The organism is Arthrobacter sp. NPDC058127, from assembly GCF_042884555.1.
Lineage (GTDB): Bacteria > Actinomycetota > Actinomycetes > Actinomycetales > Micrococcaceae > Arthrobacter.
Map to the genome: position 1 here is coordinate 1 of NZ_JBHVTT010000031.1, position 24,982 is coordinate 24,982.

The 24,982-nt window shown below is 63.7% G+C and carries 20 protein-coding genes and 1 tRNA gene; 7 read left to right on the forward strand and 14 right to left on the reverse strand.

The window, feature by feature from the left end; translation table 11 throughout:
• Positions 1 to 131: 131 nt before the first annotated feature.
• Complete coding sequence (locus ACFVTG_RS24100; protein ID WP_284754155.1) at positions 132 to 1,418, reverse strand: helix-turn-helix domain-containing protein; 1,287 nt, start codon at positions 1,416 to 1,418, stop codon at positions 132 to 134.
• A gap of 137 nt (positions 1,419 to 1,555) precedes the next feature.
• Between ACFVTG_RS24100 and ACFVTG_RS24105 the strand changes: the two genes are divergently transcribed.
• On the forward strand, positions 1,556 to 1,819 hold the full coding sequence (locus ACFVTG_RS24105; RefSeq protein WP_390283417.1) for a hypothetical protein: 264 nt from the start codon (positions 1,556 to 1,558) through the stop codon (positions 1,817 to 1,819).
• Between the two features lie 284 nt (positions 1,820 to 2,103).
• On the opposite strand, the gene ACFVTG_RS24110 is transcribed toward ACFVTG_RS24105, so the two are convergent.
• From ACFVTG_RS24110 to ACFVTG_RS24130, 5 genes are all read right to left on the reverse strand, one after another.
• Positions 2,104 to 2,180, reverse strand: a tRNA-Pro gene (locus ACFVTG_RS24110).
• Between the two features lie 84 nt (positions 2,181 to 2,264).
• Complete coding sequence (locus ACFVTG_RS24115) at positions 2,265 to 4,082, reverse strand: ABC transporter ATP-binding protein (protein WP_284754153.1); 1,818 nt, start codon at positions 4,080 to 4,082, stop codon at positions 2,265 to 2,267.
• Positions 4,079 to 5,908, reverse strand: coding sequence for an ABC transporter ATP-binding protein (locus ACFVTG_RS24120; protein WP_390283420.1), 1,830 nt, complete (start codon positions 5,906 to 5,908; stop codon positions 4,079 to 4,081). The genes ACFVTG_RS24115 and ACFVTG_RS24120 overlap by 4 nt, the downstream gene beginning before the upstream one ends.
• A gap of 208 nt (positions 5,909 to 6,116) precedes the next feature.
• On the reverse strand, positions 6,117 to 7,079 hold the full coding sequence (locus ACFVTG_RS24125) for a metallophosphoesterase (protein WP_284754151.1): 963 nt from the start codon (positions 7,077 to 7,079) through the stop codon (positions 6,117 to 6,119).
• Complete coding sequence (locus ACFVTG_RS24130; protein ID WP_390283424.1) at positions 7,072 to 9,381, reverse strand: transglycosylase domain-containing protein; 2,310 nt, start codon at positions 9,379 to 9,381, stop codon at positions 7,072 to 7,074. The genes ACFVTG_RS24125 and ACFVTG_RS24130 overlap by 8 nt, the downstream gene beginning before the upstream one ends.
• On the opposite strand from ACFVTG_RS24130, the gene ACFVTG_RS24135 reads away from it, so the two are divergent.
• From ACFVTG_RS24135 to ACFVTG_RS24145, 3 genes are read left to right on the forward strand one after another with little or no spacing between them, the layout of a single operon-like run.
• Positions 9,380 to 9,535: a DUF4177 domain-containing protein gene (locus ACFVTG_RS24135; protein ID WP_009359196.1), complete on the forward strand. Its 156-nt coding sequence runs from the start codon at positions 9,380 to 9,382 to the stop codon at positions 9,533 to 9,535. The two genes, ACFVTG_RS24130 and ACFVTG_RS24135, sit on opposite strands and share 2 nt — an antisense overlap.
• 2 nt (positions 9,536 to 9,537) lie before the next feature.
• Positions 9,538 to 10,074, forward strand: coding sequence for a RidA family protein (locus tag ACFVTG_RS24140; protein ID WP_284754142.1), 537 nt, complete (start codon positions 9,538 to 9,540; stop codon positions 10,072 to 10,074).
• A gap of 17 nt (positions 10,075 to 10,091) precedes the next feature.
• The gene (locus tag ACFVTG_RS24145; protein ID WP_284754141.1) at positions 10,092 to 11,003 is read left to right on the forward strand and encodes an NUDIX hydrolase; all 912 of its coding nucleotides are present in this window, start codon (positions 10,092 to 10,094) and stop codon (positions 11,001 to 11,003) included.
• Positions 11,004 to 11,095: 92 nt separating this feature from the next.
• Here ACFVTG_RS24145 and ACFVTG_RS24150 read toward each other — a convergent pair whose 3' ends face one another.
• Positions 11,096 to 11,773: a Crp/Fnr family transcriptional regulator gene (locus ACFVTG_RS24150; RefSeq protein ID WP_011775987.1), complete on the reverse strand. Its 678-nt coding sequence runs from the start codon at positions 11,771 to 11,773 to the stop codon at positions 11,096 to 11,098.
• Between the two features lie 247 nt (positions 11,774 to 12,020).
• Between ACFVTG_RS24150 and ACFVTG_RS24155 the strand changes: the two genes are divergently transcribed.
• Positions 12,021 to 13,205 carry a MarP family serine protease gene (locus ACFVTG_RS24155; protein WP_390283429.1) on the forward strand — a complete coding sequence of 395 codons (1,185 nt, stop codon included), beginning with the start codon at positions 12,021 to 12,023 and terminating at the stop codon, positions 13,203 to 13,205.
• Positions 13,206 to 13,224: 19 nt separating this feature from the next.
• On the opposite strand, the gene aroQ is transcribed toward ACFVTG_RS24155, so the two are convergent.
• The 5 genes from aroQ to ACFVTG_RS24180 form a co-directional block, all read right to left on the reverse strand.
• On the reverse strand, positions 13,225 to 13,689 hold the full coding sequence (gene aroQ, locus ACFVTG_RS24160) for a type II 3-dehydroquinate dehydratase (protein ID WP_059389485.1): 465 nt from the start codon (positions 13,687 to 13,689) through the stop codon (positions 13,225 to 13,227).
• 97 nt (positions 13,690 to 13,786) lie between these two features.
• The gene (locus tag ACFVTG_RS24165) at positions 13,787 to 15,976 is read right to left on the reverse strand and encodes an alpha-galactosidase (protein ID WP_390283433.1); all 2,190 of its coding nucleotides are present in this window, start codon (positions 15,974 to 15,976) and stop codon (positions 13,787 to 13,789) included.
• A gap of 117 nt (positions 15,977 to 16,093) precedes the next feature.
• Positions 16,094 to 17,446 (reverse strand): sugar ABC transporter substrate-binding protein, encoded by a 1,353-nt coding sequence (locus tag ACFVTG_RS24170; protein WP_284754116.1) that lies wholly within the window; start codon positions 17,444 to 17,446, stop codon positions 16,094 to 16,096.
• 57 nt (positions 17,447 to 17,503) lie between these two features.
• Positions 17,504 to 18,463, reverse strand: coding sequence for a carbohydrate ABC transporter permease (locus ACFVTG_RS24175; RefSeq protein WP_390283437.1), 960 nt, complete (start codon positions 18,461 to 18,463; stop codon positions 17,504 to 17,506).
• 12 nt (positions 18,464 to 18,475) lie between these two features.
• Positions 18,476 to 19,417: a sugar ABC transporter permease gene (locus ACFVTG_RS24180; protein WP_284754113.1), complete on the reverse strand. Its 942-nt coding sequence runs from the start codon at positions 19,415 to 19,417 to the stop codon at positions 18,476 to 18,478.
• 227 nt (positions 19,418 to 19,644) lie between these two features.
• On the opposite strand from ACFVTG_RS24180, the gene ACFVTG_RS24185 reads away from it, so the two are divergent.
• Both ACFVTG_RS24185 and ACFVTG_RS24190 read left to right on the forward strand, forming a co-directional pair.
• Positions 19,645 to 20,847 carry a Gfo/Idh/MocA family oxidoreductase gene (locus ACFVTG_RS24185; protein ID WP_284754111.1) on the forward strand — a complete coding sequence of 401 codons (1,203 nt, stop codon included), beginning with the start codon at positions 19,645 to 19,647 and terminating at the stop codon, positions 20,845 to 20,847.
• Positions 20,848 to 20,861: 14 nt separating this feature from the next.
• A complete protein-coding gene (locus tag ACFVTG_RS24190) occupies positions 20,862 to 21,881 on the forward strand; it encodes a LacI family DNA-binding transcriptional regulator (RefSeq protein ID WP_284754109.1) in 1,020 nt (339 codons plus the stop codon).
• 145 nt (positions 21,882 to 22,026) lie between these two features.
• Here the strand turns inward: ACFVTG_RS24190 and ACFVTG_RS24195 are convergent, their stop codons facing one another.
• Positions 22,027 to 22,806, reverse strand: coding sequence for a DeoR/GlpR family DNA-binding transcription regulator (locus tag ACFVTG_RS24195; protein WP_284754107.1), 780 nt, complete (start codon positions 22,804 to 22,806; stop codon positions 22,027 to 22,029).
• Positions 22,807 to 22,835: 29 nt separating this feature from the next.
• Positions 22,836 to 24,896, reverse strand: a complete 2,061-nt coding sequence (locus ACFVTG_RS24200) for a beta-galactosidase (RefSeq protein WP_390283443.1) — start codon at positions 24,894 to 24,896, stop codon at positions 22,836 to 22,838.
• Positions 24,897 to 24,982 lie beyond the last annotated feature (86 nt).

Genomic DNA, 24,982 nt, shown 5'->3' on the forward strand with positions numbered 1-24,982 from the left:
TCGCAAGCTCAGGCCGGGGCCCTCGCCGGTGTGGCCCCACGGCCAGGGAACCCTGGCGGCGTGGGCCCCCGCAGTTGTTGTCGTTTAGCGGCGGCTAAACGACAACAACTGTTAGCTAGTTGGGTTCGCCGCTAGCTTGCGCGGGAAGACTGCGCGCTCCCGCCATGGCCGGACGCCGCCCGACGCTCGGCCAGCCGGATCTCCAGCACAGAGTCCATGGCCTGCTGGACGCGGTCGGCTGCGCCCGCAGCTGTGAAATCGCGTTGGGCTTCTTCGAGATGTTCCAGTGCGTCCTTGTTTTCACCGGCCGCCTTGAGCGCTTTGCCGAGGAGGAAAGCGACTTCACCTGCGGTGTGCCGGGCGAGGACGTCGCGGTCCGCATGGATTTCGCGCAACTTGGTGATGGCTGCCGGGATGTCGCCCGTCAGGTAGAGCCAGCGGGCGCGGATAAAGGCAACTTCCAACTGGTCCGTCTTGTTTCCGCCCACAATCGACAGGGCGAGTTCGGCGCGTTCGATGGCCGAAAGCGTCTCCGGCTCCACGATTCCCGAGGAGAGGCGGACAGCCGCGGACGCCTTGTTGAAGCGGGCCCACAGCTCTATGTCATTGGCGGGGGAGAGCAACTTGGCGGCGCGCTCGTGATGCTTGATGCCTTCCACGTAGTCGTGGCGCATGAATGCCACGTTTCCGACCACCCAGGCGACTTCGCCCGCGAGCTGTGACATCGAGTGGTCGTCCATCTGGTTGTTCATGGCCTGGCAATACGTCCAGGCCTCGTCCAACCTGCCACTCTCGGCCAGCGCTCCGATCAGTGCCCTGTGCGCCCCGATGATCAATGTTGAGCCTTTGGGCAGCTGCTCGGAAAGCCTCACGGCTTCCTTGGCGTGCTCGACGGCGGTGGCCAGCTGCCCTTGTCCGTGGCAGACAGCGGCGAGCATCTGGCGGGCGCGGACTCCCAGGCCCGCAGATTCCGTCGCCATGGGATGTTCCAGGAGATGCTGGATGATCTGCTGGCACTCCTTGAGCTGCCCCTGCTTCATGAGGCATTCGGCCTGCATGTAGGTCATGTTCCACCAAGCGCTGGTGTTCTTTGCCTCGAGCGCGATCTGGGCGGCGGTTGATGCGTGGCTTGCGGCGAGCGGGTAGTCCCTGAGGTCCCAGGCTTGCCTGGCGTACAACCCGGCGAGCACGTATTCGGCGTCACTGACGGATACGGGCTGGCTCCAGGCTTCCAGGGCTTTTGGAGCCAGTTCCAGACGGCGGGCGAGTTCTTCAATGACTTCGGCCGTGGGCTCCCGCCGGCCGGTTTCAAGAAGTGAAATGTAGCTCGGTGAGTAAAGGTCCCTGCCCAATTCAGCCTGGGTCAGCCCACGTTCGAGCCGTTCGGCACGGAGCTTTTCTCCGAATCCGTTCCCCACAGGTTCCTCCTAGAGGCTTGTCTTTGCGCTGTCTTTACCCCAAAGCTTGACAGTCGCTGTGGAAAACATTTTACAATGAATGTCAACAGGGACCGCGTAATTTCCGTAACGAATCCGACTCGCATTGAGGAAAAATTATGTTGAAGAAGATTGCTGCAGCAGTGGCCTTGGCCGGCGCTCTTGCATTCTCCGCCGCGGCGCCAGCCGTCGTTTCCGCAGCCCCTGTGGCAGACACCGTCAGCACGGTGCTCAGCATTGGTAACTGGCCTGACCCGATGAGGGTTTCGCAGGCTATCGGTAACTGGCCCGACCCGATGAGTGTGGTCTCCCAAGCCATCGGCAACTGGCCTGATCCCATGCGGGTATCGCAGGCTATCGGTAACTGGCCCGATCCCGTGTAGCTGAGGCTCCACGGCGGCTCCCGGCGAACCCGGCAGCCGCCGGGTAATTCAAATGAAGTGAAGAAGTCCCCGGTTGTCTGAAATCGACACACCGGGGATTTCTTTTGCGCGAGGATCCGCCTGGCCCGGAGTCATTGTGCCGGGGTTGTTAACAACACTTGTCTCTAAACCTTGGGCCGGGCGAGGAAAACCGGTCAGGGGAATGTTTCTCGCGATTTCGGCGACCGTGGAAAAGCTCGTTAAATAAAGTAGAAGGCCTTCCGAGTGGAAGGCCTTCTACTTTTTGGTCGGGATGACAGGATTTGAACCTGCGACCTCTTCGTCCCGAACGAAGCGCGCTACCAAGCTGCGCTACATCCCGATCCGCTGCGAAAGCAACTGTTCAAGAATAGCCGATCCCTCCCCGGATGCGAAATCGAAGGAAGCCTCCCAGAGGGCAACTGCCTCAGACCAGCGAGTCCTTCCAGGCGCCGTGTAGGCGGGCGAAGCGTCCTCCACCGCCGATGAGCTCGGCAGGCGTGCCATCTTCCACGATGCGTCCCTCGTGCACCACCAACACCCGGTCGGCGGTCTCCACCGTAGAGAGCCGGTGGGCGATGATGATCGCGGTGCGCTCCGAGTCCGTTCCGGACAGCAGGCTGCTGAGACCGGCCTGCACGAGCCGTTCGGAAGGAATGTCCAAGGACGACGTCGCCTCGTCCAGGATGAGTACCGCGGGGGCGGCAATGAACGCCCGGGCAAAGCCGATCAATTGCCGTTGCCCGGCGGAGACCCGGCCGCCGCGCTTGTTAACGTCGGTATCGTAGCCGTCAGGCAAGGCGGAGATGAAGTCGTGTGCCCCCACTGCCCGGGCAGCTTCTTCAATCTCGGCGCGGGTAGCCTCAGGCCGCCCCAAGGCGATGTTGTCTGCCACCGAGCCGCTGAAGAGGAAGGCTTCCTGGGTGACCATCACGACGGCGCGTCGCAGGTCCGCCGTCGAGAGCTCCCGGAGGTCGACGCCGTCGAGGGTCAAGGATCCTTCGGTGACGTCGTAGAAGCGGGCGATCAGCTTGGCGAAGGTCGATTTGCCGGCGCCGGTCTGTCCGACGAGCGCTATGGTCTGTCCTGCGGGAATGTGAAGGTCCAGCTTAGGGACAACCACCTTGCCGTTGCCGTAGCCGAACTCGACGCCACGGAAGTCGATTTCGCCGCGGGCATGGGGCAAGGGTACGGGGTTCTTGGGCGGCCGGACGGTCGGAACTTCTTCGAGCAGGCCGGAGACCTTCTCGAGCGCAGCCTGGGCGCTCTGGAAGGAGTTGTAGAACATGGCCATCTGGTCCACTGGCTGGAAGAAGCGCTTTGTGGAAAGGATCAGTGCCAGGAGCACACCCACCGCCAGGTCGCCGGAGAGCACCCGGAAGCCGCCGAACAGCAGGACCACTGCCACGCACACGTTGCCGATCAGGACCAAGCCCGGTTGGAAGACGCCGTTGAGGTTGATGGAGCGAACCGTGACCTTGCGGTAGTCCTCGGAGAGTTCGGCGTAGCGCTGGGCGTTCTCCGGCTCCTTGCGGAAGGCCTTGATGGCCCGGATGCCGGTCATGGTCTCCACGAAGTGCACAATCAGCCTCGCCGACACTACCCGCGATTCGCGGAAGGCGATCTGCGAGTGCTTCTGGTACCAGCGGGCAAGGAAGTAGGCGGGCACGCCCGTGGCGAGCATGAGGAGTCCGCTGCGCCAGTCGAGCGCAAATACGGTACATGCCGTGAAGAGCATGAACAGGATCCCGGATGCCAGCGAGCTGACGCCCGAATCGAGGAGTTCACGCAGCGCCTCAAGGTCCGAGGTCTGGCGCGCGATGATCCGGCCCGAGGTGTACTTCTCGTGGAACTCCAAACTAAGCCGCTGGGTGTGCCGGAAGACCCGGAGCCGCAGGTCCAGGAGCATGGATTGGCTCAGCTTCGCCGTGGATGTGACGTAGAGTGCCGTCAAAACCGCCGTTGCGACGGCCGCCGTCAGATACAGGACGCCTGCCAGGACCACCGGCATGTTGTTCCCGGCGAGCAGCGAGGGAAGGGCGTGGTCGATGCCGAAAGCGATGATCGCCGGCCCCGCCACCCGGGTTGCCTGGGAAAGAACCACCATGCCGAGCGTCAGCCAGAACCGCAACCGCACCGGGCGGATGAGCGATCCCAGCAAGGCGACCGACCGCCGTCGTACTGCTTTGCTGTCGCTGCGGCTCAGGTGGGCGTTGTCTTCATTGGCGGTACCGAACGTGCTCATCGGCGGCCCTCCCCGGCTTGGTCCATGTGCTGTTCCGAATCCAGCTCGTGCTCTAGTTCATCGAGTTCGAGGTCGAGGTCCTTCGGACCGGCGTCGAGGCTCGCGATCACGTAGCGGTAGTGTGCGTTGTTGGCCAACAGTTCCGTATGGGTTCCGACGGCGGTGATGCTTCCGTTTTCGAGTAGCGCGACGCGGTCGGCCAGGGCCACGGTGGAGGGCCTGTGCGCGACGATGAGCGTGGTGGTGTCCCGGAGGACTTCGCGGAGCCTGGCTTCGACGAGTTCCTCCGTGTTCACGTCCAGGGCCGATAGCGGATCATCCAGCACGAGGACCTTGGGCTTGGCTGCGATGGCCCGGGCCAGGGCGATCCTCTGCCGCTGGCCGCCGGAAAGACTCAGGCCTTCCTCGCCGATGAGGGTCCCGACGCCGTCGGGCAACGAATACGCGAAGTGCGCCTGCGCGACGTCGAGCGCTTCCTCAAGGGCTTCCTCGGACGTGTCGGGAGCGCCGAGCAGCACGTTGTCCCGGACCGAGCTGGAGAACAGGGTGGTGTCCTCGAAGGCGACCGCCACGACCGTCCTCAGCTGCTCGACGCTGAAGTCGCGAATGTCCACGCCGTCGATGGTCACGGATCCTTCGCTCACGTCGTAGAGCCGGGGGACCAGCTGGAGCAAGGCGCTCTTTCCGCTGCCGGTAATGCCCACCAGGGCCATGGTTTCGCCGGGCCTGATGTCCAGGGTGACGTCGTGCAGGAGCCGCGCGCCGTCGTCGAAACCGAAACCGGCGGCCTTGAAGCTCAAGGCCCCGCGCAGTTCCTTGGGTGTTCTGGGGTTCGCCGGACTGGTGATGGTGTTGGGCGTGTCCATGACCTCGAAATGGCGGTCGAGGGCAGTCTTGGCGGTCAATGCCATGGCTAGGAGGGTTCCCGAGAATTCCACCGGTGCCGCGACCACCGCTGCGGTGCCGAAGAAGGCAACGAGGGAACCGATGCTGAGTTGGCCCATGGAGACGAGCAGGACGCCCGCCACGAGCCCGACGCCGAGCGCCAGCTCGGGCAGCAGTGTCACCACAAGCGTGAAGGTGGCTTGGTGCTTGGCCTTGGCGATCTCGGTCTGCCTCAGCTCCTCGGCCTGTTCATTGAAGTTCTCCAGTGCTTCGCGGCTGCGGCCGAACGCCTTGAGCACGCGGATGCCGTGAACGGACTCCTCAACCGTGGTGGCGAGGTCGCCGGCCTGGTCCTGGCTGAGCCGGGTCACCAGGCTGAAGCGGCGGCGGAAACGGAAGGAATAGACCATGATGGGCACCGCGGCGGCCAGGAAGATCAAAGCCAGCTGCCAGCTCATCGCGAACATAACCACGACGCCGATCACCACGGTCAAGGTGGTCACCACCAGCATGATCGCGCCGAATGCCATCCAACGCCTCAGGAAGTTCAAGTCCGTCATCGCGCGGGACAGGAGCTGCCCCGAACCCCAACGGTCATGGAAGGAAACGGTGAGGTCCTGCAGATGCCCATAGAGGGACACCCGCATCCTCGATTCCACCGTGGTTGCGGGGTTGATGACGAACTGGCGCCGAAGCGCCACGAGCCCGGCTTCTGCGATACCGAGTGCCAGGACCACGGCGGCGGCAATCCAGACAGCGTTGGTGGGGCCGCCAGGGTGGAGGGAGCCGTTGATCAGGACCCGCAGCACCTGTGGGATGGCAAGCGCCATGATGCTGGCCAGCAAAGCGCTGACCAGCCCCATGAAAAGCCGGGGAAGGATCGGTTTGACGTGCGGATAGAGACGTTTGACGGAGGTGAAGAATGAAGTCTGTTTGGCCATGCCCGCTTCTCAACAGCTTTGTCCCGGCGTTCCGCGCCTGCCCGGCGCGACGCACGGAGGTAGTTTCCTATAGCAACTACCCTATGCCATCGCGTAACGGGATTCCCAGCACCATTGCGTTGCGTGATACGAGGTATTCGGAACTACGCCTCCCCGGACATGCCCAGCTTTGGTGCGGCGGGATGCGCATGTCCCGTGCTGGCGATGGCTATTGGCGCGCTGTCAGTGTCAGCAACACGGCTTCGGGCTTGCACGCGATCCGGACCGGAGCGAAGCGTGAGGTGCCGATGCCGCCCGAGACGTTGACCGGCGTCGTGCGTCCGTTGTTTTCCCAATCATTTAGGCCCTTGGCGCGCCACGTGGGGAGATCGCAATTGGCAACCAAGGCGCCGTAGCCGGGGATGCAGATCTGGCCGCCGTGGGTGTGTCCGGCGAGGATGAGGTCTGCTGAGTCGTTCGTGAAATGGTCAAGGACCCGTTGGTAGGGGGCGTGGATCACTGCAACGCGCAGATGCGGGCGGGAGTCCTGTCCGGCGGTACCGCGTGGCCAGCCGGCGTAGCGCTCCCGATTCAGATGGGGATCGTCCACTCCGGAGAAATCGAAGCGGATCCCGTTGATGGGCAGGGACTGATGCCTGTTGGTGAGGTCGATCCAGCCGGACATCCCGAAACCTGAACGAAGGCGTGGCCAGTCAAGCTCGAGGGGATTGTCACTGAGGCGTGACGGGCCGAGGAAATACGCGGCCGGGTTCTTGAACCGCGGGGCGTAGTAGTCGTTGGAGCCCGGAACAAAGACGCCCGGGAACTTCAATAGCGGCCGCAGTGCATCCAGCAGCGGCACGACGGCGTGGGGGTGGCTGAGGTTGTCACCCGTGTTCACTACGAGGTCGGGTTCAAGCGTCGCGAGCGAACGCAGCCATTCGGCCTTCTTGCGTTGGCTCGGTACGAAATGGATGTCGCTTATGTGCAGAACCCGGAGGGGAGACGAGCCTGCCGGGAGGATGGGAAGGGTCTCCTCGCGGAGTACGAACTGGTTCTTCTCCCAGAGGCCATAAGCGAGGCCCGCAACACCAGCGGTTGCGCCCGCTCCTGCAGCTACGGCAAAGCCGCGTCCGATCCTTCGGACGCGGCTTGCCAGCGATTCAATGATGGGCTTGGAGCCGCTAGCCATTCTTTTTTCCATTGCCGTTCCCGTTGCTGCTCGGCTGGGTACTCGGAGTCGTGTTGCTCGGAGCGTTGTTGCTCGGAGTCGAAGTCTTGTACCCCGGCGGGTCGAGGAGGTTCGAGGGCGGGGCCGGGAACGGGTTGGTGCCGTAGGCAGGTGCAATCTGGGTCATGTAGTTGGAGAACTGCGGCCCGGCGATCATGTAACCGTCAATGCCTTGGTAGAACTTTCCATTGATCGTCACATTTTGGCCTGGCCGTTGCTGGTTGCCCAGCGGATCGCCAAACCAGGTGGCTGTCGCGAGGCCGGAGGTGTAACCGGCAACCCACGTTGAGCTGTTGACGTCGTTGGTTCCGGTCTTGGCCGCGATGGGAAAATTGGTCTTGGTGGAAATACGCGGCTGGATCAGCGAGCCGGAACCCTTGTTCAGAACCTCTTGCATGGCGTAAGCAACGCCGTGAGCAACCTCAGGGGTGACCGCACTTCTGCAACTCGTGGACTGGGCCGGAAGTTTGGCGCCCGTCTGGTCGGTCACCGAAGTGATGGCGATCGGCTCGCAGTATGTGCCGTTGTTCGCAAAGGTGGCGAAGGCACTGGCCATGGTGAGCGGCGAAGTCTGCGTGGCGCCAATCAGGTTGGACAAACGGGTCATGGGAATCTTGGGATTCGGGTCGCCGGTAGTTGAATTGGGGAGGCCACCGTGGATGCCAACAGCATCGACGATCTTCTGGATGCCGCACAGATCAACCCGTGCGGCCGTGGCAAAGGTCATGGTGTTGATGGAGTTGGCCAAACCATCGACCACCGTCATGGGCTTGTAGTAACCGCCTTCGGCGTTCTGAAGGTCGAAGCTGCCCGCCACGGTGCTGTCGTAGAAACCGTCTTCAGGTGTCGGGCACGTGTTCTTCCAGGGGAAGTTCGGCGAATAACGCCGGACGGTACCGTCCAGCACGGTGTTCATGGACTTGCCCTCGTTCAACCATTCGGCAAAGGTGAAGGGCTTCATGGTGGAACCGGGCTGGAAGCCGCCTAGGCCGTTGAGGTCATTGCCGTTGGCGTCGAGTTTGTCGACGTTGAAGTTCTGTGTCTGATCGAACTTCCCCGCGGTGGGAAACCAGACGGTGTTTTGTGCCATCGAGATGATCTTGCCGCTGCCAGGCTGGACCGACACCAAGGAAGCGCCCCATTTGTCCGGATTGGCGCCAGCGGAAGCGTCAACCTGGGTTTGGGCCACGGCTTGTGCCTTGGGGTCCAGAGTGGTTTGGATGGTCAGGCCGCCCCGGGAGACGCGGTTCACGCGGTCGTCGAGCGTCGCGCCGTAGGCCGGGTTGTTGTAGAGCAAATGCAGCACGTAGTCGCAGAAATACGCAGCGGTGGGGGAGTAAGGGCAACCTTGGCGAGGCTGCGTGACCTTGGTGGTGACCGGCGTCGCGATGGCGGCGTCGTAGTCAGCCTTCTTGATCTTTCCCTGGTCCAGCATGAGGCCGAGCACCAGGTCGCGACGCTGCTTCGCGTGGTCCGGGTTGGTGACCGGATCGTAGTAGGACGGGCTGTTGACGACGCCGGCCAGCAAGGCGGCCTGCGGCAACGTGAGGTCCTTGGCGCTTGTGCTGAAGAAGAGCCTTGAGGCGGCCTCGATGCCGTAGGCGTCCTTGTTGAAGAAGACGATGTTGAGGTAACCCTCAAGGATCTGCTGCTTGGAGAACTTCTTCTCCAGCGCGATGGCCAGCTTCATTTCCCGAAGTTTGTCGCCGACGCCTTTGTTGACGCCATTGAGCTTGACGTCGGCCGACTGGCCCTGGGACACGAGCGACTCGTTGATGACGTTGTTCACGTACTGCTGGGTGATGGTGGAAGCACCCTGCTTTTGGCCGCGAGCCGTGCTGACGATCGCCCGCATGATGCCGGTGGCGTCGATGCCGCCGTGCTCATAGAAGCGACTGTCTTCGACCGAGACGATCGCGTCCTTGATGAAAGGACTCATCTGGTCGAGCGTGACCCGCGTGCGGTTCTCGGAGTAGATCGAGGCGATCTGGCTACCGTCCGCCGCCAGGATGGTGGTCGCCTGGCTGGGCGGGTTCACCTGAAGCTCCGCCGGCAGCGTGTCGAAGAACTGAATGGACCCACTCGCCGCACTGCCTGAAACGGCGGCCGCGGGGACGAGCAAGCCCGCCACCAGGACACCACAAATAGCGCTCACACCAAGGAATCCGAGGATCTTTCCAAGAGTGGTGGCAGTGTCGAATAGAGGGTTCCTACGAGTCACCATGTTCTCCACTTTACCGGCAAGGGCTAGTCTTTCTTTCATGACCAAATGGGAGTACGCGACGATTCCGCTCATCATTCACGCCACAAAGCAGATCCTGGACCAGTGGGGAGAGGACGGCTGGGAGCTTGTCCAGGTTGTTCCCGGACCCGATGGAAACGGACTTGTTGCATACTTGAAGAGGGAGAAGCAGTAACAATGACAACCCCCGCAGAAGCCACCGTTGGCGCGGATTCCACAGCTCCGGCATCCGCCGTCGAGCAGCGCCTTGCCGAACTGGGACTGACCCTGCCGGCTGTTGCCGCTCCGGTTGCCGCCTACGTTCCGGCCATCGTCTCCGGCAACCACGTGTACACCTCCGGACAGCTGCCCTTTATTAACGGCAAACTCGAAGCTACGGGCAAAGTCTCCAGCGGTGAAGAAGGCCTTTCGGATGAGCCCACCGTGTCTCCGGAAGACGCGCAGATGTATGCAGCCGTCTGTGCGGTCAATGCATTGGCTGCCGTCAAGAGCGTCATCGGAGACCTCGACCGCATTACGCGCATCGTGAAGGTGGTCGGCTTCGTGGCCTCCGATACCTCCTTCACCGGCCAGCCCGGTGTAATCAATGGTGCATCCGAGCTTCTCGGGCGTGTCTTCGGCGACAAAGGGCAGCACGCGCGTTCCGCCGTCGGCGTTGCAGTCCTTCCGCTCGACTCTCCCGTTGAGGTCGAGTTGATCGCTGAATTCAGCTAAGGAACCGGTTCACTCAATTGCCACAACTAGCCCGACGCCTGTTTGCGTTACCCCCTGAACTAGAAGGGGCTGCACGGAATTGGCTTGAGCTCGGCGAGCGGGTCCCCCGCGCCGCGCGTTTTGCATCATCTGTTGTACTGCTCCGGGACTCGCCTACCGGCCTGGAAACGTGGATGGGTTACCGTCCCGGTTCCTCGCCGCTGGGTGTTGTCGCGTTTCCCGGCGGATCGCTTGAACCCAGCGACGACGATGCCCTCGGCTGGCTCGGCCCCTCGCCTCAGCATTGGGCTGAGGCGCTAGGGACCGCCGACGTCGGACTTGCGCGCCGCCACGTGGTGGGCGCCATCCGCGAACTGTTCGAGGAAACCGGCGTCCTGCTGGCCGGCCCGGACCTGTCCTCCACAGTGGAGGCAACGTCCACTCCCGAGTGGATGAAGGCCCGCGAGGCCGTAGCTGCGCAGGACAAGTCATTCACGGATGTCCTGGCCAAGCGTGGCTTGTCGTTGCGGACTGACCTGCTCAAGCCGCTCGTCAACTGGCTCAGTCCGGACTTTGCGCACCGGCGCTTCAACACCCGCTACTTCGCGGCCACCCTTCCTGTTAACCAGCAGCCCTCGCTGCTGGTGAGCAAGGGTGTCTGGGGGCGCTGGGTGTGCGTTTCCAAACTCATGGCCGAGCGCGAGACCACTGCGCTTGGGGACGAAATCGGCCAGGAAAACACAGCCGGCTTGGCTTTGGGCCAACTGCTGGTGCCGGGCTCGGAGATCATCCTCGAAAAGATGGCCGCTGCCCAGGGTTGCATTGCGTACCTCAGCTACAAACGCAAACCGCACATGTACCAGCCGCGGCTTGTCCAAGAGGATGGCGCACTCATGCTCGAAGTCGAAGCGGCCCGCACGGTTTCAGGCGAGCCGCAGCGGGAGCGCTGACGACGCGGCGACGCGCATCCGCTGGCGAAACGAAAAATGCCTGGCGACTCCGGAATTCCGGGGTCGCCAGGCATTTTCCGTTTCGCAGGAAATTAGCGCGAGCGCTGGCGGAGGCGCTGCATGTCCAGGATGACTACTGCGCGTGCTTCGAGGCGGAGCCAGCCGCGCTGGACGAACTCGGCGAGGGCCTTGTTGACCGTCTCGCGGGAGGCTCCGACCAGCTGGGCCAGTTCTTCCTGCGTGAGTTCGTGGGCCACCAGGACGCCGTCGGTCGCGGGCCGGCCGAAGCGGTCCGCGAGGTCCAGCAGGGCCTTGGCGACGCGGCCCGGGACGTCCGAGAACACGAGGTCGGAGAGGGAATCGTTGGTGCGGCGCAGGCGGCGGGCGAGTGCCTGCAGCAACTGTGCGGACACTTCAGGACGGGTGCGCAGCAGGGCGTTGAGGCTTTCGTTCTTCAGTCCTGCCAGGCGGGTCTCGGAAACAGCGGTGGCCGTTGCGGTGCGCGGGCTGGGGTCGAACAGGGCCATTTCGCCGAAGAGCTCACCCGGGCCGAGGATGGCCAAGAGGGATTCGCGGCCATCCGGAGAGGTGCGGCCGAGCTTAACCTTGCCGGACACGATGAAGTAGAGCTGGTCACCCTGATCTCCCTCGCGGAAAACAGACGCTCCGCGTGAAAGGTCCACCTCTGTGAGTTCGTCCGTCAGCAGACGGAAAGCGTCGTCGTCAAGGGTGGCGAAGAGGGGTGCGCGGCGCAATACCTCGATATCCATGAAATCTCCTGAGTAAAAGTTCGGCTGGGGCGCTTCAGCCATTGTTTCAGAATTTTGTCGCGTCTGTGACGTACTTGGCAGCCGAAACGCCCTAAATCACGCGGAAGAGGCACAAAATCGCGCCCCAACTCGCCGGGAATGCCCTGCTCGGCAGCGGCTTCGCGATCTGGATGACAGCTTGCATCCGAAGGGAAGCTGTCAGTCTGTGCAACTACAATTGGGGCTTACTCGGCTGTGAGGAGCTTTGGTGTTCGGCTTGACCATCTTGGACCTGGCGTTGATTTTGACGCTTCTTTCCTACCTGATCTACGGACTGCGCAACGGCTTCTTCGTGACGCTCGGCGGAATCGCCGGCTTCGCCGTAGGAGCAGTGGCTGCCTTTGTCGCGGTCCCGCTCGTCGGCGACTGGGTCAAGGACAGCGGCTGGAGACTGACCGCCATTATCGGCTCGGCCGTAGTGCTCATTGTTCTGGGGCACGGGCTTGGCACCTGGATCGGCCAGAAGGTCCGCAAAGCCGTGCGCATCCAGCCACTGCACGCACTCGACCGCCTGCTGGGCGGTTTCGTCAGCCTGGTTGTCGCCGCGCTGGTCATGTCCATGTTGGCGTTCAGCATCGGCTCGTTGGGTGTGCCGCTCGTTTCGCAGCAACTGGCCGATTCCAAGGTGATTCGCTTTATCGACACCATGACGCCCACACCCGTCAAGGCCGGCGTGGCGCAACTGCGTTCCACGGTCATGGGCAACGGCATCCCCCAGCTCATCGAGGGCATCGGCCCCGTGGCTCCTGTGCCCATTCCGAACACCAGCACGGACACTCCTGCCCTCAACAATGCGGCCCATTCCGTGCTGAAGATCGCCGGCACTGCCTACCAATGCGGCCAGAACCAGACGGGCTCCGGCTTTGTGGTCTCCCCTGGCCGGGTGGTCACTAACGCGCACGTAGTGGCCGGCGTGTCGCAGCCTGTAGTGGAAATCCCCGACGGCGGCGCAATGCCGGGGCGTGTGGTCTACTTCGACAGCCAACGCGACCTGGCCGTGGTCGCCGTCGACGGTCTCCCGACGGCGCCGCTGCAGTTGAGCGCCGACCTTCCGGCCGGCTCACCCGCGGCCTTCGCCGGCTACCCCCACGGCGGTCCGTTCCAGTCCAAACCAGCCGCGGTGGAAGGCATCTCGACCCTGCTGGTCCCGGACATTTACGGCAACAATCCTTCTCCGGAACAGGTCTACAAGCTTGCAGGAGACGTGCAGCCTGGCAATTCGGGCGGTCCGCTTCTGACGACCCAGGGACAGGTTGCCGGCGTAGTGTTCGCCAAGACCACTTCGGATGTGGCAGTGGGCTACGCCCTCACCATGGAAGAGCTCTCGCCCGTGGCCCAGCAGGCACCGTCCCTGAGCGCGGCAGTGTCGTCGGGCCAGTGCACCAAGAAGTAACCCTGCCCAGTCCGAGGATCTAGACCGCGGTGGCGAGGTAGTCGATGGCCAGCTTGTAGCCCTGGACTCCTGCGCCGACGATCACTGCGGAGCACACCGGGGACAGGTAGGAGTGATGGCGGAATTCCTCGCGCTGGTGCACATTGGTGATGTGGACCTCGACGGCGGGAAGCTGCACTGCTGCAAGGGCGTCCCGCAGCGCCACGGACGTGTGCGTGTAAGCACCCGCGTTGATGACGATCCCGACGGCGGTCCCGCGGGCGCCGTGGATGGCGTCCAGGAGGTCGCCCTCGTGGTTGGACTGGACGCAGTCAACCGTGAAGCCGTTGGCCTCGGCGGCGGCCATGGCGAGCTGCTCGACGTCGGCCAAAGTGGAGGTGCCGTACTTTTCCGGCTCGCGCGTGCCCAGCAGGTTCAGGTTGGGGCCGTTGAGGACGAGGATGGTGCCGCGACCGGCTTCGGTGGCGGTGGGAGCTTCAGTCATGACTCCCAATCTATCGGTGCGCCGAGCCTGTCCGGCGTTTCTTACGCTGCCCTGCTGCGCCGCGGCGCTGGACAGCGTAAGAACCACCAAACAACAGCTACACCGCAGTAGTGCGGAGCAGCAGGGCGTGTTCCGGGTTCAGGACTGGCATCGGGAGCCCGACTTCTGCCAGGAACCGACCGCTCGCCTGAGCCCCGGATGGCAGCCATGCGGGCGGCTGCACCTGGGTGAAGGTGCGGGCGTAGTCGGCGTCGACGGGGGCCGGGAAAATGGCCTGCACCATGTAGGAACGCTCGGGGTCGAGGCCCGGAATAGCGACGCGGCGGGGTTGTTCTGCGAACGACGTCCGGGTGCTGACGACGGCGAACAAGCCAGCGTCGCCTTCGTCGGACACCACACCGTGCAGCATGATCGAGTCGTCCGGTACGTCCGCACGGACCATCCGGCCGCTGTGGATGAGCCCGCGGTGCTCCTTGTAGAGGCCGATGAAGCGCTTGAGTTCCTCGCGTTCGGCGCCCTGCACTTGGCGGACATCCCATTCCATGCCGAAATGCCCGAACATCGCAGTGATGGCGCGGAAGGAGAGATCGTGCGTGCGGGCCGTGGTGTGCGAAGTGGTGGGGCCGATGTGCCCGCCCACCAGTTCCGGCGGAACCACGACGCCGGTCCAGCGCTGGATGGTCTGCCTCTCGAGGGCGTCGTTGCAGTCCGATCCCCAGATCCGGTCGGTCCGCTCAAGGATGCCGAGGTCCACGCGGGCGCCGCCGGAGGAGCAGCTTTCGATTTCGACGCCGGGGTGGGCCTTTCGGAGCTCGTCGAAGAGCCGGTAGGCAGCCAGGGTTTGAGCATGCACGGATGCGCGGCCTGCATGGCCGTGTTCGGTGAGGTCCCGGTTCTGGTCCCATTTGAGGTACTTGATGTCGTTCTCCCCCAGCAGGGCGTCGATCCGCTCGAAGACGTACTGCCAGGCCGCCGGGTTGACGAGGTCGATGATGTGCTGGTGGCGCCATTCAAGGGGGAGGCGGCCGCCGTCCTTGTGTGAGATGGCCGCAGGGCCCACGATCCAGTCGGGGTGCGCCCGGGCAACATCGGAATCCAGGTTGATCATTTCCGGTTCCACCCACAGCCCGAATTCCATGCCGTGGGAGTTCACGGCCTCGATGAGCGGCGTCAGCCCGTCGGGCCAGAGGCTTTCGTCGACGTACCAATCGCCCAGGCCGGCATGGTCGTCGCGGCGCCCGCGGAACCACCCGTCGTCGAGCACGAAGCGCTCAACGCCCAGCTCAGCAGCGGACTCGGCGAGCTCGATCAGGGCGTCGAGCCGGTGGTCGAAGTACACGGCCTCCCACGTGTTGAGGACCACGGGGCGGGGCTTGCCGGCGGGGAGTCCCGTGGAAGCCGCGGGAAGGACATGGTGCGGGCGGGACCGGAACCAGCTGTAGAAGGCTTCGCTGATGCCGTCCAGGCCGCGGTCAGAGTAGGCGGCAAACAGCGCGGGTGTGGTGTAGCCCTCGCCGGGCTGGAGCACCACTTCGGCGGGCCCCAGGAGCTCGGAGCCGCCGATCATCGTGCGGCCGTCGGCCACGGTGTCGGCGAATTGTTCGTGGTTGCCGCTCCACGCCAAGTGGGTGGCCCAGACCTTCCCATGGCGGTTGCCGAATCCAGGGGTACCCGCCGCGAAAAGCAACGAGGAGTCGTGCCCCGTGCGGCCGTGGCGTCCCGTGCGTACCCACGTCCCTTGTTGGACGGACCGGCGCTGTGGGTGCCGTTCGCGGCACCAGCGCCCGGTGAGGTCAAGGAGTTCGACGGCGTCGGGCCCCACCGGGAGAACGGTGGCCAGTTCGTCGAGCTGGAAGGGGGACGTGCCGTCGTTGACGGCAGTGTGGCGCAGCTCGAGAAGGCCGCCGGGGTGAAGGGTGAGGGTGGACGTCACGGTGATTCCGGCGTCGGGATCCTTCTGGACAATCGCTGCGGAGGCGACGGCGGAGCTGCCGTCAGCCTGCACTTCCACCACGCGAAGCCGGAGCGAAAAGTCCAGTCCCGGAACGCCGTCGGCGATTCGCTGGCCGCGGAGGCCCGGACGGCCCCGCCATGCGGACGAACCTTGCGGGAGGAGGGCCGCCGGTACGTTGGCATCGACGGCCGAGTGTGGGATGGGTTCGCCCAGGATCGCGAGGTCCGGAAGGGTGCTGCCGAGATCGGCACCCCAGTGGATGACTTCGGCCTCTCCGTTATCGAAACTGACCACGAGGCTTGTGCCGGCGGAACGGAGGTGGAGCGGGTCCATGGGCTGGTTCACTTTCAGGGAGTCGTTGTGTGTCGCGTTGGGAGGGAGTGGAGAGTCCGGGCACCGCCGTCAAAGGAGTGAAGCGGCGGCGCCCGGACTGGTTTGGCGGGGCTGGTGTTACTTGAAGAGGTTGTTGACCTGGTTGTTGGCATCGGAGAGCGAGCTGGCCGGCTTCTTGCCGCTTAGTACTGCGTCCATTGCGGGCTTCATGATGCCGTCAACTTTGGCAGCCTTGTCCGCGATGGGGAAGAGGAACGTGGTGCCGTCTTTGACCTGCTGGGTGAAGGCGGAGACGTCAACACCCTTGGCCGCGAACGCCTTGGCGGCCAAGTCCGAGGACGTGCTGATCGCCGGGAACACGACGGCCTTGTTGGCGACGACGTCCTGGCAGGCTGAGGAACCAAGGTATTCGACCCACTTGGTGGCTGCTGCGGGGTTCTTGGTTCCGGCCCAGATGGAGTCGGCCAGGCCGTTGAACATGGACGCGCGCTTGCCGTCCGGTCCCGTCGGGGTGGGGGCGATGGCAGTCTGGATACCCTTGTATCCGGTGTACTGGCCGATCATCCATGAGCCGCTGGTGTTGATGGCGGCCTTGCCTGCACCGAAGTTGTCCGAAACGCTGGCGCCTACCGTTGTTTCGAGTTTGGGCATGTAGCCCTTGTCGGCCAGTCCGGCCCACCAGGAGATGGTTTCCTGGAACTTGGGGTCGTCGTAGTTGAACTTCGTGCCCCACGGGTTCTTGTCGGTAGCGGTCCAGCCGGTGGTGGCCGCGAGGAAGCTCCACTGGGTCTGGCCCTGACCGGAGCCGGAGGACTCCAAGCCCAGTCCGTAGACGGCCACGTTGTTCTTGTCGAAGCCGGCTTCGTCTCCGCGCTTGCCGTTCTTGTCTACGGTCAGGTGGGCGATGGTCTTTTCGTAGCTGCCGCCGTCCTTGGGGTTCCAATCCAGCTTTGCCATCTGCTCGGCAGTGATGCCGGCGGAGTCGGTCATGGCCTTGTTGTAGAAGAGGCTGATGGTGTCCCAGTCCTTCGGGAGGCCGTAGCGCTTGCCGTCCTGGCCCACCCAGAGATCGGCCAGGCCCTTGTTGTAGCTGTCCAGTTTGACGCCGTCCTTGGCTACGGCGTCGTCGAGGGCCAGCAGCTGCTTCTTGGAAGCGAACTCCGGGTACTTGGACAGGTGGTCGGTGAAGACGTCAGGGGCGGTACCAGACACGAAGCCGTTGGTCAGGGTGGTCCAGTAGTCGTCCCAGCCGCGCTGGGTGATTTTGACGGTGATATTCGGGTTGGCCTTGGTGAAGTCACTCGCGCACTGTTGGTAAGCCGGGAGCTGGTTGGCGTCCCACAGCCAGTAGTTGATCTCGCCCTTGGCTTCGCTGGAGGCGGGGGCGGAGCCGCCACAGGCGGAGAGTGACAGCGCGGCCGCGACAGCGACGGTGACGGCAGCTGCGACGGTGCCAATGGATTTCTTCATGGTGGACCTTTCAGGGGGTTGCGATAGAACGGGGCGGCGCTTGGGGAGAAAGATGACTTACTTGATGCCGGAGAATCCGATGGAGTTGACCACCTTCTTGCCGAAGGCGATGAAGAGGATCAGGACGGGCAGCGCTGCCACGAGGGTGGCGGCCATGAGCCCGCTCCAGTCCGGTGCCCCTTGCGGGGACTGGGACTTGAAGACGCCCAGGCCCACGGTGAGGACGCGGACATTCTCGTCCTGGCCTACCAGGAGTGGCCAGAAGTACTCGTTCCACTGACCGATGAAGGTCAGCAGGGCCAGGGTGGCCAGGGGTGCTGCGGCGTTGGGGATCACGATCTGGAAGAAGATGCGGAGGTGCTTGGCGCCGTCGAGCATGGCGGCCTCTTCCACTTCGCGGGACATGCTCAGGAAGAACTGGCGTAGGAAGAAGATGGCAAAGGGCGTCATGAACATGAAGGGCAGTGCCAGTCCGGCGAAGGTGTTGAGCAGGCCCAGGTTCTTGATCATCAGGAAGTTGGGCAGGGCGGTGAAGATCGGCGGGACCATCATGGTGGCCAGGAAGATCGCGAAGACCTTGTTCCGGCCCGGCCAGCGCAGCCTGGAAAAGGCGTAGGCGGCCATCGCACTGAAGAACACCTGGCCTGCGGTAGTCATGGTGGCGAAGATGATCGAGTTGCGCAGGTAGAGCCAGAAGTTGATGTCGGCCCCGGACCCGCCTTCGGCGATGGCCTGCTCAGGACTTTGCAAGCCGAAGACTCGTTGGAACGCGCCCCAGCTGAAGTCGGCCGGAAGAAGGTTGCCGGCGTTCGAGGCCAACGAATGGTTGCTGGACAATGCCGTCCGGAGCATCCAGAGGAACGGAGCGATGGTGACCACGACGGCGATCACTACGAGGACCCAAGCGCCTGCGCGGCGCCAGTTCACGGGTTTCGTGCGGGGGCGGCGTGATCGCGGGGAGCCTACGACGGCGGTGGCGGACTCTCGCGAGTGGCGGGAATTGGTGGAGGTACTCATGGCGGGGTTTCCTTAGTCCAGGTCCGTCTCATTGCCCTTGAGGAACTTCATCTGGATGAAGGCCACGAGGGCGAGAATGATGAAGAGAATGACGGACAGCGCTGAGGCGTAGCCGAAATCGGACTCGCCGAAGGCCTTCTGGTAGATGTACATCTGGATGACCCGGGAGGCATTGACGGGTCCGCCTCCGGTCGTCACGGCCACGGTGTCGAAGACCTGGAATGAACCGATGACCGTGACCACGAGGACCAGGACCAGCACCGGGCGAAGGAGCGGCATGGTGATGCTCCAGAACGTCCGGGTGGGGGAGGCCCCATCAAGGTTGGCCACCTCATAGACGTGATTGGGGATGGCCTGCAGGCCGGCGAAGATCAGCAGGGCCGTGTAACCCATGTGCCGCCACACGTTGACGAAGGCGATGGTGGGAATGGCCCATTGATCGCTGCCGAAGAAGGCGATGCGCGGCAGGCCTAGCCAGCTGATGACTTCGTTCACGATGCCCAGCTGGTAGTCCAGCATCCAGAACCAGAGCAGCGCAACGATCACATTGGCCACCAGGAACGGGAGCAGCAGGACACCGCGAATGAAGGTGGATTTGGCCACGCGGTGCATGAGGAGCGCGAGCCCGATGGCGATCACGGTCTGGAAACCGATGTTCAGTGCCACGTACTGCACGGTGACGGCCATGGCGTTCCAGAACAGGTCGTCGCTGAAGATCGTCGTGTAGTTCTTCAGGCCGATCCAGGTGGGATCGCCGAGGATGCTGTACTCGGTGAAGCTGAGGTAGATGCCCCGGATGGTGGGGACGAGGAAGAAAAGAACAAAGCCGATCATCGCCGGGAAGATGAAGAGCAATGCGATCTTCAAGTCACCGATCCGGCGGATGCCGAACTTGGATGGTTTGCCCGGTTGGGGAGGTGCGGCGGGTTCCGCTTGTTTGGCAAGGGTGGTCATCTTCGACCCTTTCCTGACTGTGATGTGGGTTACAACTGATGTGAATCTACACGAGTAGATCTGAAGGGGTCAAGTAATTTTGTGAAGTTTTGTTCGATTATTTTGGATTTATTGCTTTTTGTTGACTCGAGTAGATCCCAGTGATTCACTGGCATGAGTCACTCGTCGAGCCTCTCCGGGCGGGCGAGGGCATTCTGAAGCCATCAACCCGAATCGAAGGGCTAACAATGACGTTTTCAATGGGAGTAGTAGGCCTTGGCCAGTTCGGCGGCCAATTCGCCCACCTCTTCAAGCTCCACCCCGGGGTTTCCGCTGTCTACGCAGTGGACGAGCTCCCTGAACGGGCGTCCAAAGCTGTTGAACAGCTGGGGCTCGACGGCACCATGGGCAGTTTCGACGAGTTGCTGGCGTCCGACGTCGACGCCGTCGCCATCTTCACGCAGCGCTGGACGCACGGGCCCTTGGTGATCAAGGCGCTGCGCGCCGGAAAGCACGTCTATTCGGCTGTTCCGATGGCAATTTCCGAGGAACAGATCGCCGGAATCATCGAAGCCGTGCGTGAGACCAAACTTGTCTACGCCATGGGGGAGACCAGCTTCTACAACCCCGCAACCGTCTATGCGCGCAAGCAGCACGCCGCCGGCAAGTTCGGCCGCATCTTCTACACCGAAGGCGACTACGTCCACGACATGGACCTGGGCTTCTACGAGGCCTACCAGTACAGCGGCGGCGAAAACTGGAAAGCAACCGCCAGCTACCCGCCCATGCTGTACCCGACGCACGCCATCGGAGGCGTGCTGGGCGCCATACCGGGCCACGCCGTGAGCGTCAGCTGCATCGGCGTCAAGGACGATCGCGGCGACGGCGTCTTCGACAAGGAAGTCAGCATGTTCGACAATGACTTCTCCAACGCCACTGCGCTGTTCGAAATGAACGACGGCGGCGTGATGCGCACCAACGAGATGCGCCGCGTGGGCTACCCCTCGCACATCCGCGAATCGCGCTTCCGTTTCTTCGGCACGGAGGCAAGCTTCGAGCAGTTGGCCACAACCACGCTGTGGCAGGACAAGGAGGGAGTCCTGGACGTCTCCGAGCAGGTGGAGACCAAGCCGAGCATGTCGGCGGATGACCCCTCCTTGGCGGACGTCGCCCCCGAACTCCGCGGTGCCTTCATCTCCGGCCTCGCTCCGGTGCACGACGCCGGCCGGCTCCCCGTTGAATTCGAGGGAGCTCCGACCGGGCACGAAGGCAGCCACCAGTTCCTCGTGGACGACTTCGTCACAGCCGTGAACAAAGGAAGCCTTCCGCCGGTCAACGCGTGGGTGGCCGCCCGCTTCACGCTCCCCGGCGTCGTGGCTCACGAGTCCGCGCTCCGCGGCGGCGAACGCCTCCCCATCACGGACTTTGGAGATGCGCCCGAGGCTTTGTAGTTAGCATGATCACCATGACTAGTTCGGCAGTGCACACCCCGCGCGGACCGGTGACGCGCAAAGACGTGGCCCGGTACGCCGGGGTGAGCACCGCCGTCGTGAGCTATGTGGTGAACGGTGGCCCCAAGAAAGTGGCGCCGGCGACGGAAGCGAAGGTCCAGGACGCCATCCGGATCCTGGGGTACCGCCCGAATGCCGCCGCGCGAGCGCTCAAAATGGGGTCCAACCAAACCCTCGGCCTGGTGATTCCGGACTCCAGCAACCCGTTCTGGGCGCTGCTGGGACACGCTGTGGAAGTGGCGGCCGCCGAGCGCGGATATGCCCTTCTGTTGACGAATTCCGACAACAAACTGGAATCCGAACGCCGCCACATCCGCAACCTCGCTGCCAGGCAGGTTGATGGAGTGGTCCTGGCCAGCGTCATGTTCGAACCCGATCTACTGGAGCTTGTCGGCGCGGAAATCCCCTCGGTGCTGCTGAACCATGCCTCGATCGCTCCTGGATTCAATAGCGTTGGCGTGGACCTCGAAGCCGGAGCCCGCCTTGCCGTGGAACATTTGATCGGCCACGGACACACCAATATTGGACTTGCCATGGGCATCACAGCGGACAACGAGGCCGATGGGCGTGAGGAGGGGTGGCGGCGGGCGCTCGAAGCTGCCGGACTCCCTGTTGGGCCGCTCGCCCGCGGCGGGTTCGACCGACCCGGGGGCTACGCTGCCGGACAACAGCTCCTGGCCGCGGACAACCGCCCGACGGCGATCTTCGCCAGCTCCGATATGCAGGCAATCGGGGTTCTGCGGGCAATCCGCGAGGCAGGTCTATCCGTTCCGGAGGATATCGCCGTGGCGTCCTTTGACGGCTCGGTTGAGGCGGAGTACAGCTGGCCGGCCCTGACCACCGTGGAGCAGCCGGTGTGGGAGATGGCGGAGGCGGCAGTGTCCGCGCTGGTGGGCGAGAATCGCAACGAACCCCCGCAGCACAGGGTCTTCCCCACGCAATTGCGGATCCGCCAATCGTGCGGGTGCCCGTAGCGCCTTCCCACCCCAACTAGCTCGCAGTTGTTGTCGTTTTGAGCGCTCATAACGACAACAACTGCGTGGGCTCACGCCGCCCGGGTTCCCTGGCCGAGCTTGCGAGGCGAGGGTGGCGGTGGGGATCAGTTGGGTCTCCTACGCGCTAGGGAGCTGCGATCCTGAGCTTCCCGACGCCGTCGGCGAGGATGCGCCGGGCATCCTCGCCGAGATGCGAGTCCGTCACGAGCACGTCGGCTTCCTCCAACTGGGCAATCGAGGCGATGCCCACCGTTCCCCACTTGCTGTGGTCCGCCAAGACCACCACGTTGCGGGCCGCACTGATGAACGCCCGGTTGGTTTCGGCTTCCTGCAGGTTCGGGGTGGTGAACCCGGCGTCCGCGTCCATGCCGTGGACGCCCAGGAACAGCGTGTCCAAGTGCAGTTGCTTCAGCGCGGCCGTCGCGATGGGACCCACCAAAGCGTCCGACGGCGTGCGCTCGCCACCCGTCACGATGACCGGGAAACCCTCCCGCGAACCCGAGGCATTGTGGAAGAGATCCGCAATCCTGATGGAGTTCGTCACCACCGTGATCCGCGGGCCTTCCAGGAGTACCTTGGCGAGCTCGTAGGTGGTGGTTCCGGCGCTCAGGCCCACAGCCATGCCCTCGTGGACCAGGGTGGCGGCCTCGACGGCGATCGCGTGTTTTTCCTCGATCAGCTGGGTCGATTTCAGCTCAAAGCCGGGCTCGTGGGTCCGGGCATCGCCGGGTATCTTGGCCCCGCCATGGATACGCTCGACGAGCCCGGACTCCTCAAGCGACTCGATGTCGCGCCGAACAGTCATGGCTGAGACGCCCAGCAGTTGCGCGAGATCCGAGACACGGACAACCCGTTCGCGCTGGACGGCGTCGACAATGGCGGTGTGGCGGGCTGCCTGAAGCATCGGAGCCTTTCTGGAGGGACGGCGGGTGGTTAGGCGGGAGTGGCGACGACGGCGACGCCTCCGGCAGTAAGGTTCAGCGTACCTCCGGTGGGTGTCCCGCTGAGGAGCTCGACGCCGTCGAGCGTCACCTCAGCGTCCCGCGCACTGTGGTTGATGACGAAAGTCCAGTCCTTGGTGCCGTTACTCCTGCGGACGATTTCCACGTCCTCCGGGGGCTGAACGCCCAGGACCGGTTCCACCCCGGCGTCGGAGCAGAGGAGCTGGACCAGTTCGGCCAGCCCTCCGCGGCCCAGGCTGGTGGCCACGTAGTAGGCGGCACCGCGTCCGGCAGATCCCGCCCGGCGGGTCACCGCGGGCGAGCCGTCGACGCCGGTGCCCGCGCCGCTCATGCCTGCGCCGGCGCCGAACGTGGCAAGAACCTCCGCCCCGGTTGCTTTCCCCAGCTCGCTCCAGAGTGACCCGGAGCCGAAGCGGCTCAAGCCCACCGTATCGTCGGAGCGCAGGGGGAAGAATTCCTCCATGCTCACGCCCAGCAGTTCGGAGAATGCGCCCGGATAACCCCCGCCGTTGACCGGGTCCATCCGGATGTGGTCGTTCTGGTCAACGATCCCGGAGAAATACGTGATCACGAGGGTTCCGCCGGCTTCGACATACTCGTGGAGCTTCGCGGCGGACTCATCCGTGACTAGGTACAGCATGGGCGCGATCACCAGTTTGTAGCCGGAGAGGTCATCGGTGCTTTGCTGGATGTCCGTGGTGACGCCTGCCCGGTAGAGGGCATCGTGCCAGCGCCGCGTTTCCGGGAGGTTCCGGGCGTCCTCGCTGGGGTGCGAGTCCAGTTCGGTGCCCCAGCGGGCGTCGGTGTCGTGGATGATGCAGGCTTCGGCCTGGACCGTGGAGCCGGCCACCTCCGAAATGCTTTCGAGCGCCCGTCCCAGCTCCACCACTTCGCGCCACACCTTGCTGTCGCGGCCGGCGTGGGGGACCAGTCCGGAGTGGTACTTTTCGGCCCCGGCGCGGGAGGCACGCCATTGAAAGAACAACACGCCGTCGGTTCCGCGGGCCACGTGCTGCAGGGAGTTGCGCAGCATTTCGCCCGGGGCTTTGGCCACATTGCGGGGCTGCCAGTTGACTGCCGAAGTGGAGTGTTCCATCAGGAGCCATGGTTTGCCCTGTGCCCAGCCGCGGGTGAGGTCCGCCGTCATGGCCAGGTCCTGGAAGTTCCGTTCGTCGGCGGCGATCAGGTAGTGGTCATTGGACACGACATCCATGTGTCCGGACCAGCGCCAATAGTCCACAGGGGCGGTAAGGCCCATGTTGAAGCCCATGAAATTGGTGGTCACGGGGTGCTTCGAATGCGCCCTGATGATCTCTGCCTCCGCGGTGAAACACTCGAGAAGGGCATCTGAGGAGAACCTCGCGAAATCCAGTTGCTGGGTGGGGTTCACCCACGTTCCGGAGCGGCGCGGCGGGAGGATCTCGGCCCAGTCGTAGTAATGCTGGGACCAGAAGGCCGTGCCCCAGGCCTCATTGAGCGCATCGAGGCTCCCGTACCTAGCCTGCAGCCATTCCTGGAAGCCACGCTCAGCATGGGGGCCGAAGTCCGGCTGGTTGTGGCAGCCGTACTCGTTGTGGACATGCCACATCACGACGGCGGGGTGCCCCGCGTAACGCTCGACTATCGCCGTCGTCAGGGCTGCTGCCGCCCGGCGATAGTCGGGCGAGCATGCCGCGAAGGCTTGCCGGGAACCGTAACTTTGCCGGACGCCGTCGGCATCCACGGGGAGCGAATCGGGGTACTTCCGGCTGAACCACGGCGGCGGAGAGGCACTCGCGTTCGCAAGATCCACGCTGATCCCGTTGCTGTGGAGCAGGTCCAGGATCCTGTCCAGCCAGCCGAATTCGTACCGGCCTTCTTCGGGCTCCAGCAGCGCCCAACTGAAGATTCCGACACTGACCAGGTTCACCCCGGCTTCCTTCATGAGGGCGACGTCGTGTTTCCAGACCTCTTCGGGCCATTGTTCGGGGTTGTAGTCGCCGCCGAACGCGATCCGGCCGCCCAACTTGTCGACGATGTAGTCCATTGCCATGCGTTTTATCCTTTGCTGGAACCGAGCGTGAGACCGGCCACGAATTGGCGCTGCAGCACGAGGTAGATGATCAGGGTGGGTATCAC

Coding starts and splice junctions, on each gene's coding strand:
- ACFVTG_RS24140 (WP_284754142.1), top strand. CDS start 9,538: ATGACAACCCCCGCAGAAGCCACCGTTGGCGCGGATTCCACAGCTCCG.
- ACFVTG_RS24130 (WP_390283424.1), bottom strand. CDS start 9,381: ATGAAAGAAAGACTAGCCCTTGCCGGTAAAGTGGAGAACATGGTGACT.
- ACFVTG_RS24105 (WP_390283417.1), top strand. CDS start 1,556: ATGTTGAAGAAGATTGCTGCAGCAGTGGCCTTGGCCGGCGCTCTTGCA.
- ACFVTG_RS24125 (WP_284754151.1), bottom strand. CDS start 7,079: ATGGCTAGCGGCTCCAAGCCCATCATTGAATCGCTGGCAAGCCGCGTC.
- ACFVTG_RS24190 (WP_284754109.1), top strand. CDS start 20,862: ATGACTAGTTCGGCAGTGCACACCCCGCGCGGACCGGTGACGCGCAAA.
- ACFVTG_RS24185 (WP_284754111.1), top strand. CDS start 19,645: ATGACGTTTTCAATGGGAGTAGTAGGCCTTGGCCAGTTCGGCGGCCAA.
- ACFVTG_RS24115 (WP_284754153.1), bottom strand. CDS start 4,082: ATGAGCACGTTCGGTACCGCCAATGAAGACAACGCCCACCTGAGCCGC.
- ACFVTG_RS24150 (WP_011775987.1), bottom strand. CDS start 11,773: ATGGATATCGAGGTATTGCGCCGCGCACCCCTCTTCGCCACCCTTGAC.
- ACFVTG_RS24175 (WP_390283437.1), bottom strand. CDS start 18,463: ATGAGTACCTCCACCAATTCCCGCCACTCGCGAGAGTCCGCCACCGCC.
- ACFVTG_RS24170 (WP_284754116.1), bottom strand. CDS start 17,446: ATGAAGAAATCCATTGGCACCGTCGCAGCTGCCGTCACCGTCGCTGTC.
- ACFVTG_RS24200 (WP_390283443.1), bottom strand. CDS start 24,896: ATGGCAATGGACTACATCGTCGACAAGTTGGGCGGCCGGATCGCGTTC.
- ACFVTG_RS24165 (WP_390283433.1), bottom strand. CDS start 15,976: ATGGACCCGCTCCACCTCCGTTCCGCCGGCACAAGCCTCGTGGTCAGT.
- ACFVTG_RS24180 (WP_284754113.1), bottom strand. CDS start 19,417: ATGACCACCCTTGCCAAACAAGCGGAACCCGCCGCACCTCCCCAACCG.
- ACFVTG_RS24120 (WP_390283420.1), bottom strand. CDS start 5,908: ATGGCCAAACAGACTTCATTCTTCACCTCCGTCAAACGTCTCTATCCG.
- ACFVTG_RS24135 (WP_009359196.1), top strand. CDS start 9,380: ATGACCAAATGGGAGTACGCGACGATTCCGCTCATCATTCACGCCACA.
- ACFVTG_RS24195 (WP_284754107.1), bottom strand. CDS start 22,806: ATGCTTCAGGCAGCCCGCCACACCGCCATTGTCGACGCCGTCCAGCGC.
- aroQ (WP_059389485.1), bottom strand. CDS start 13,689: ATGACTGAAGCTCCCACCGCCACCGAAGCCGGTCGCGGCACCATCCTC.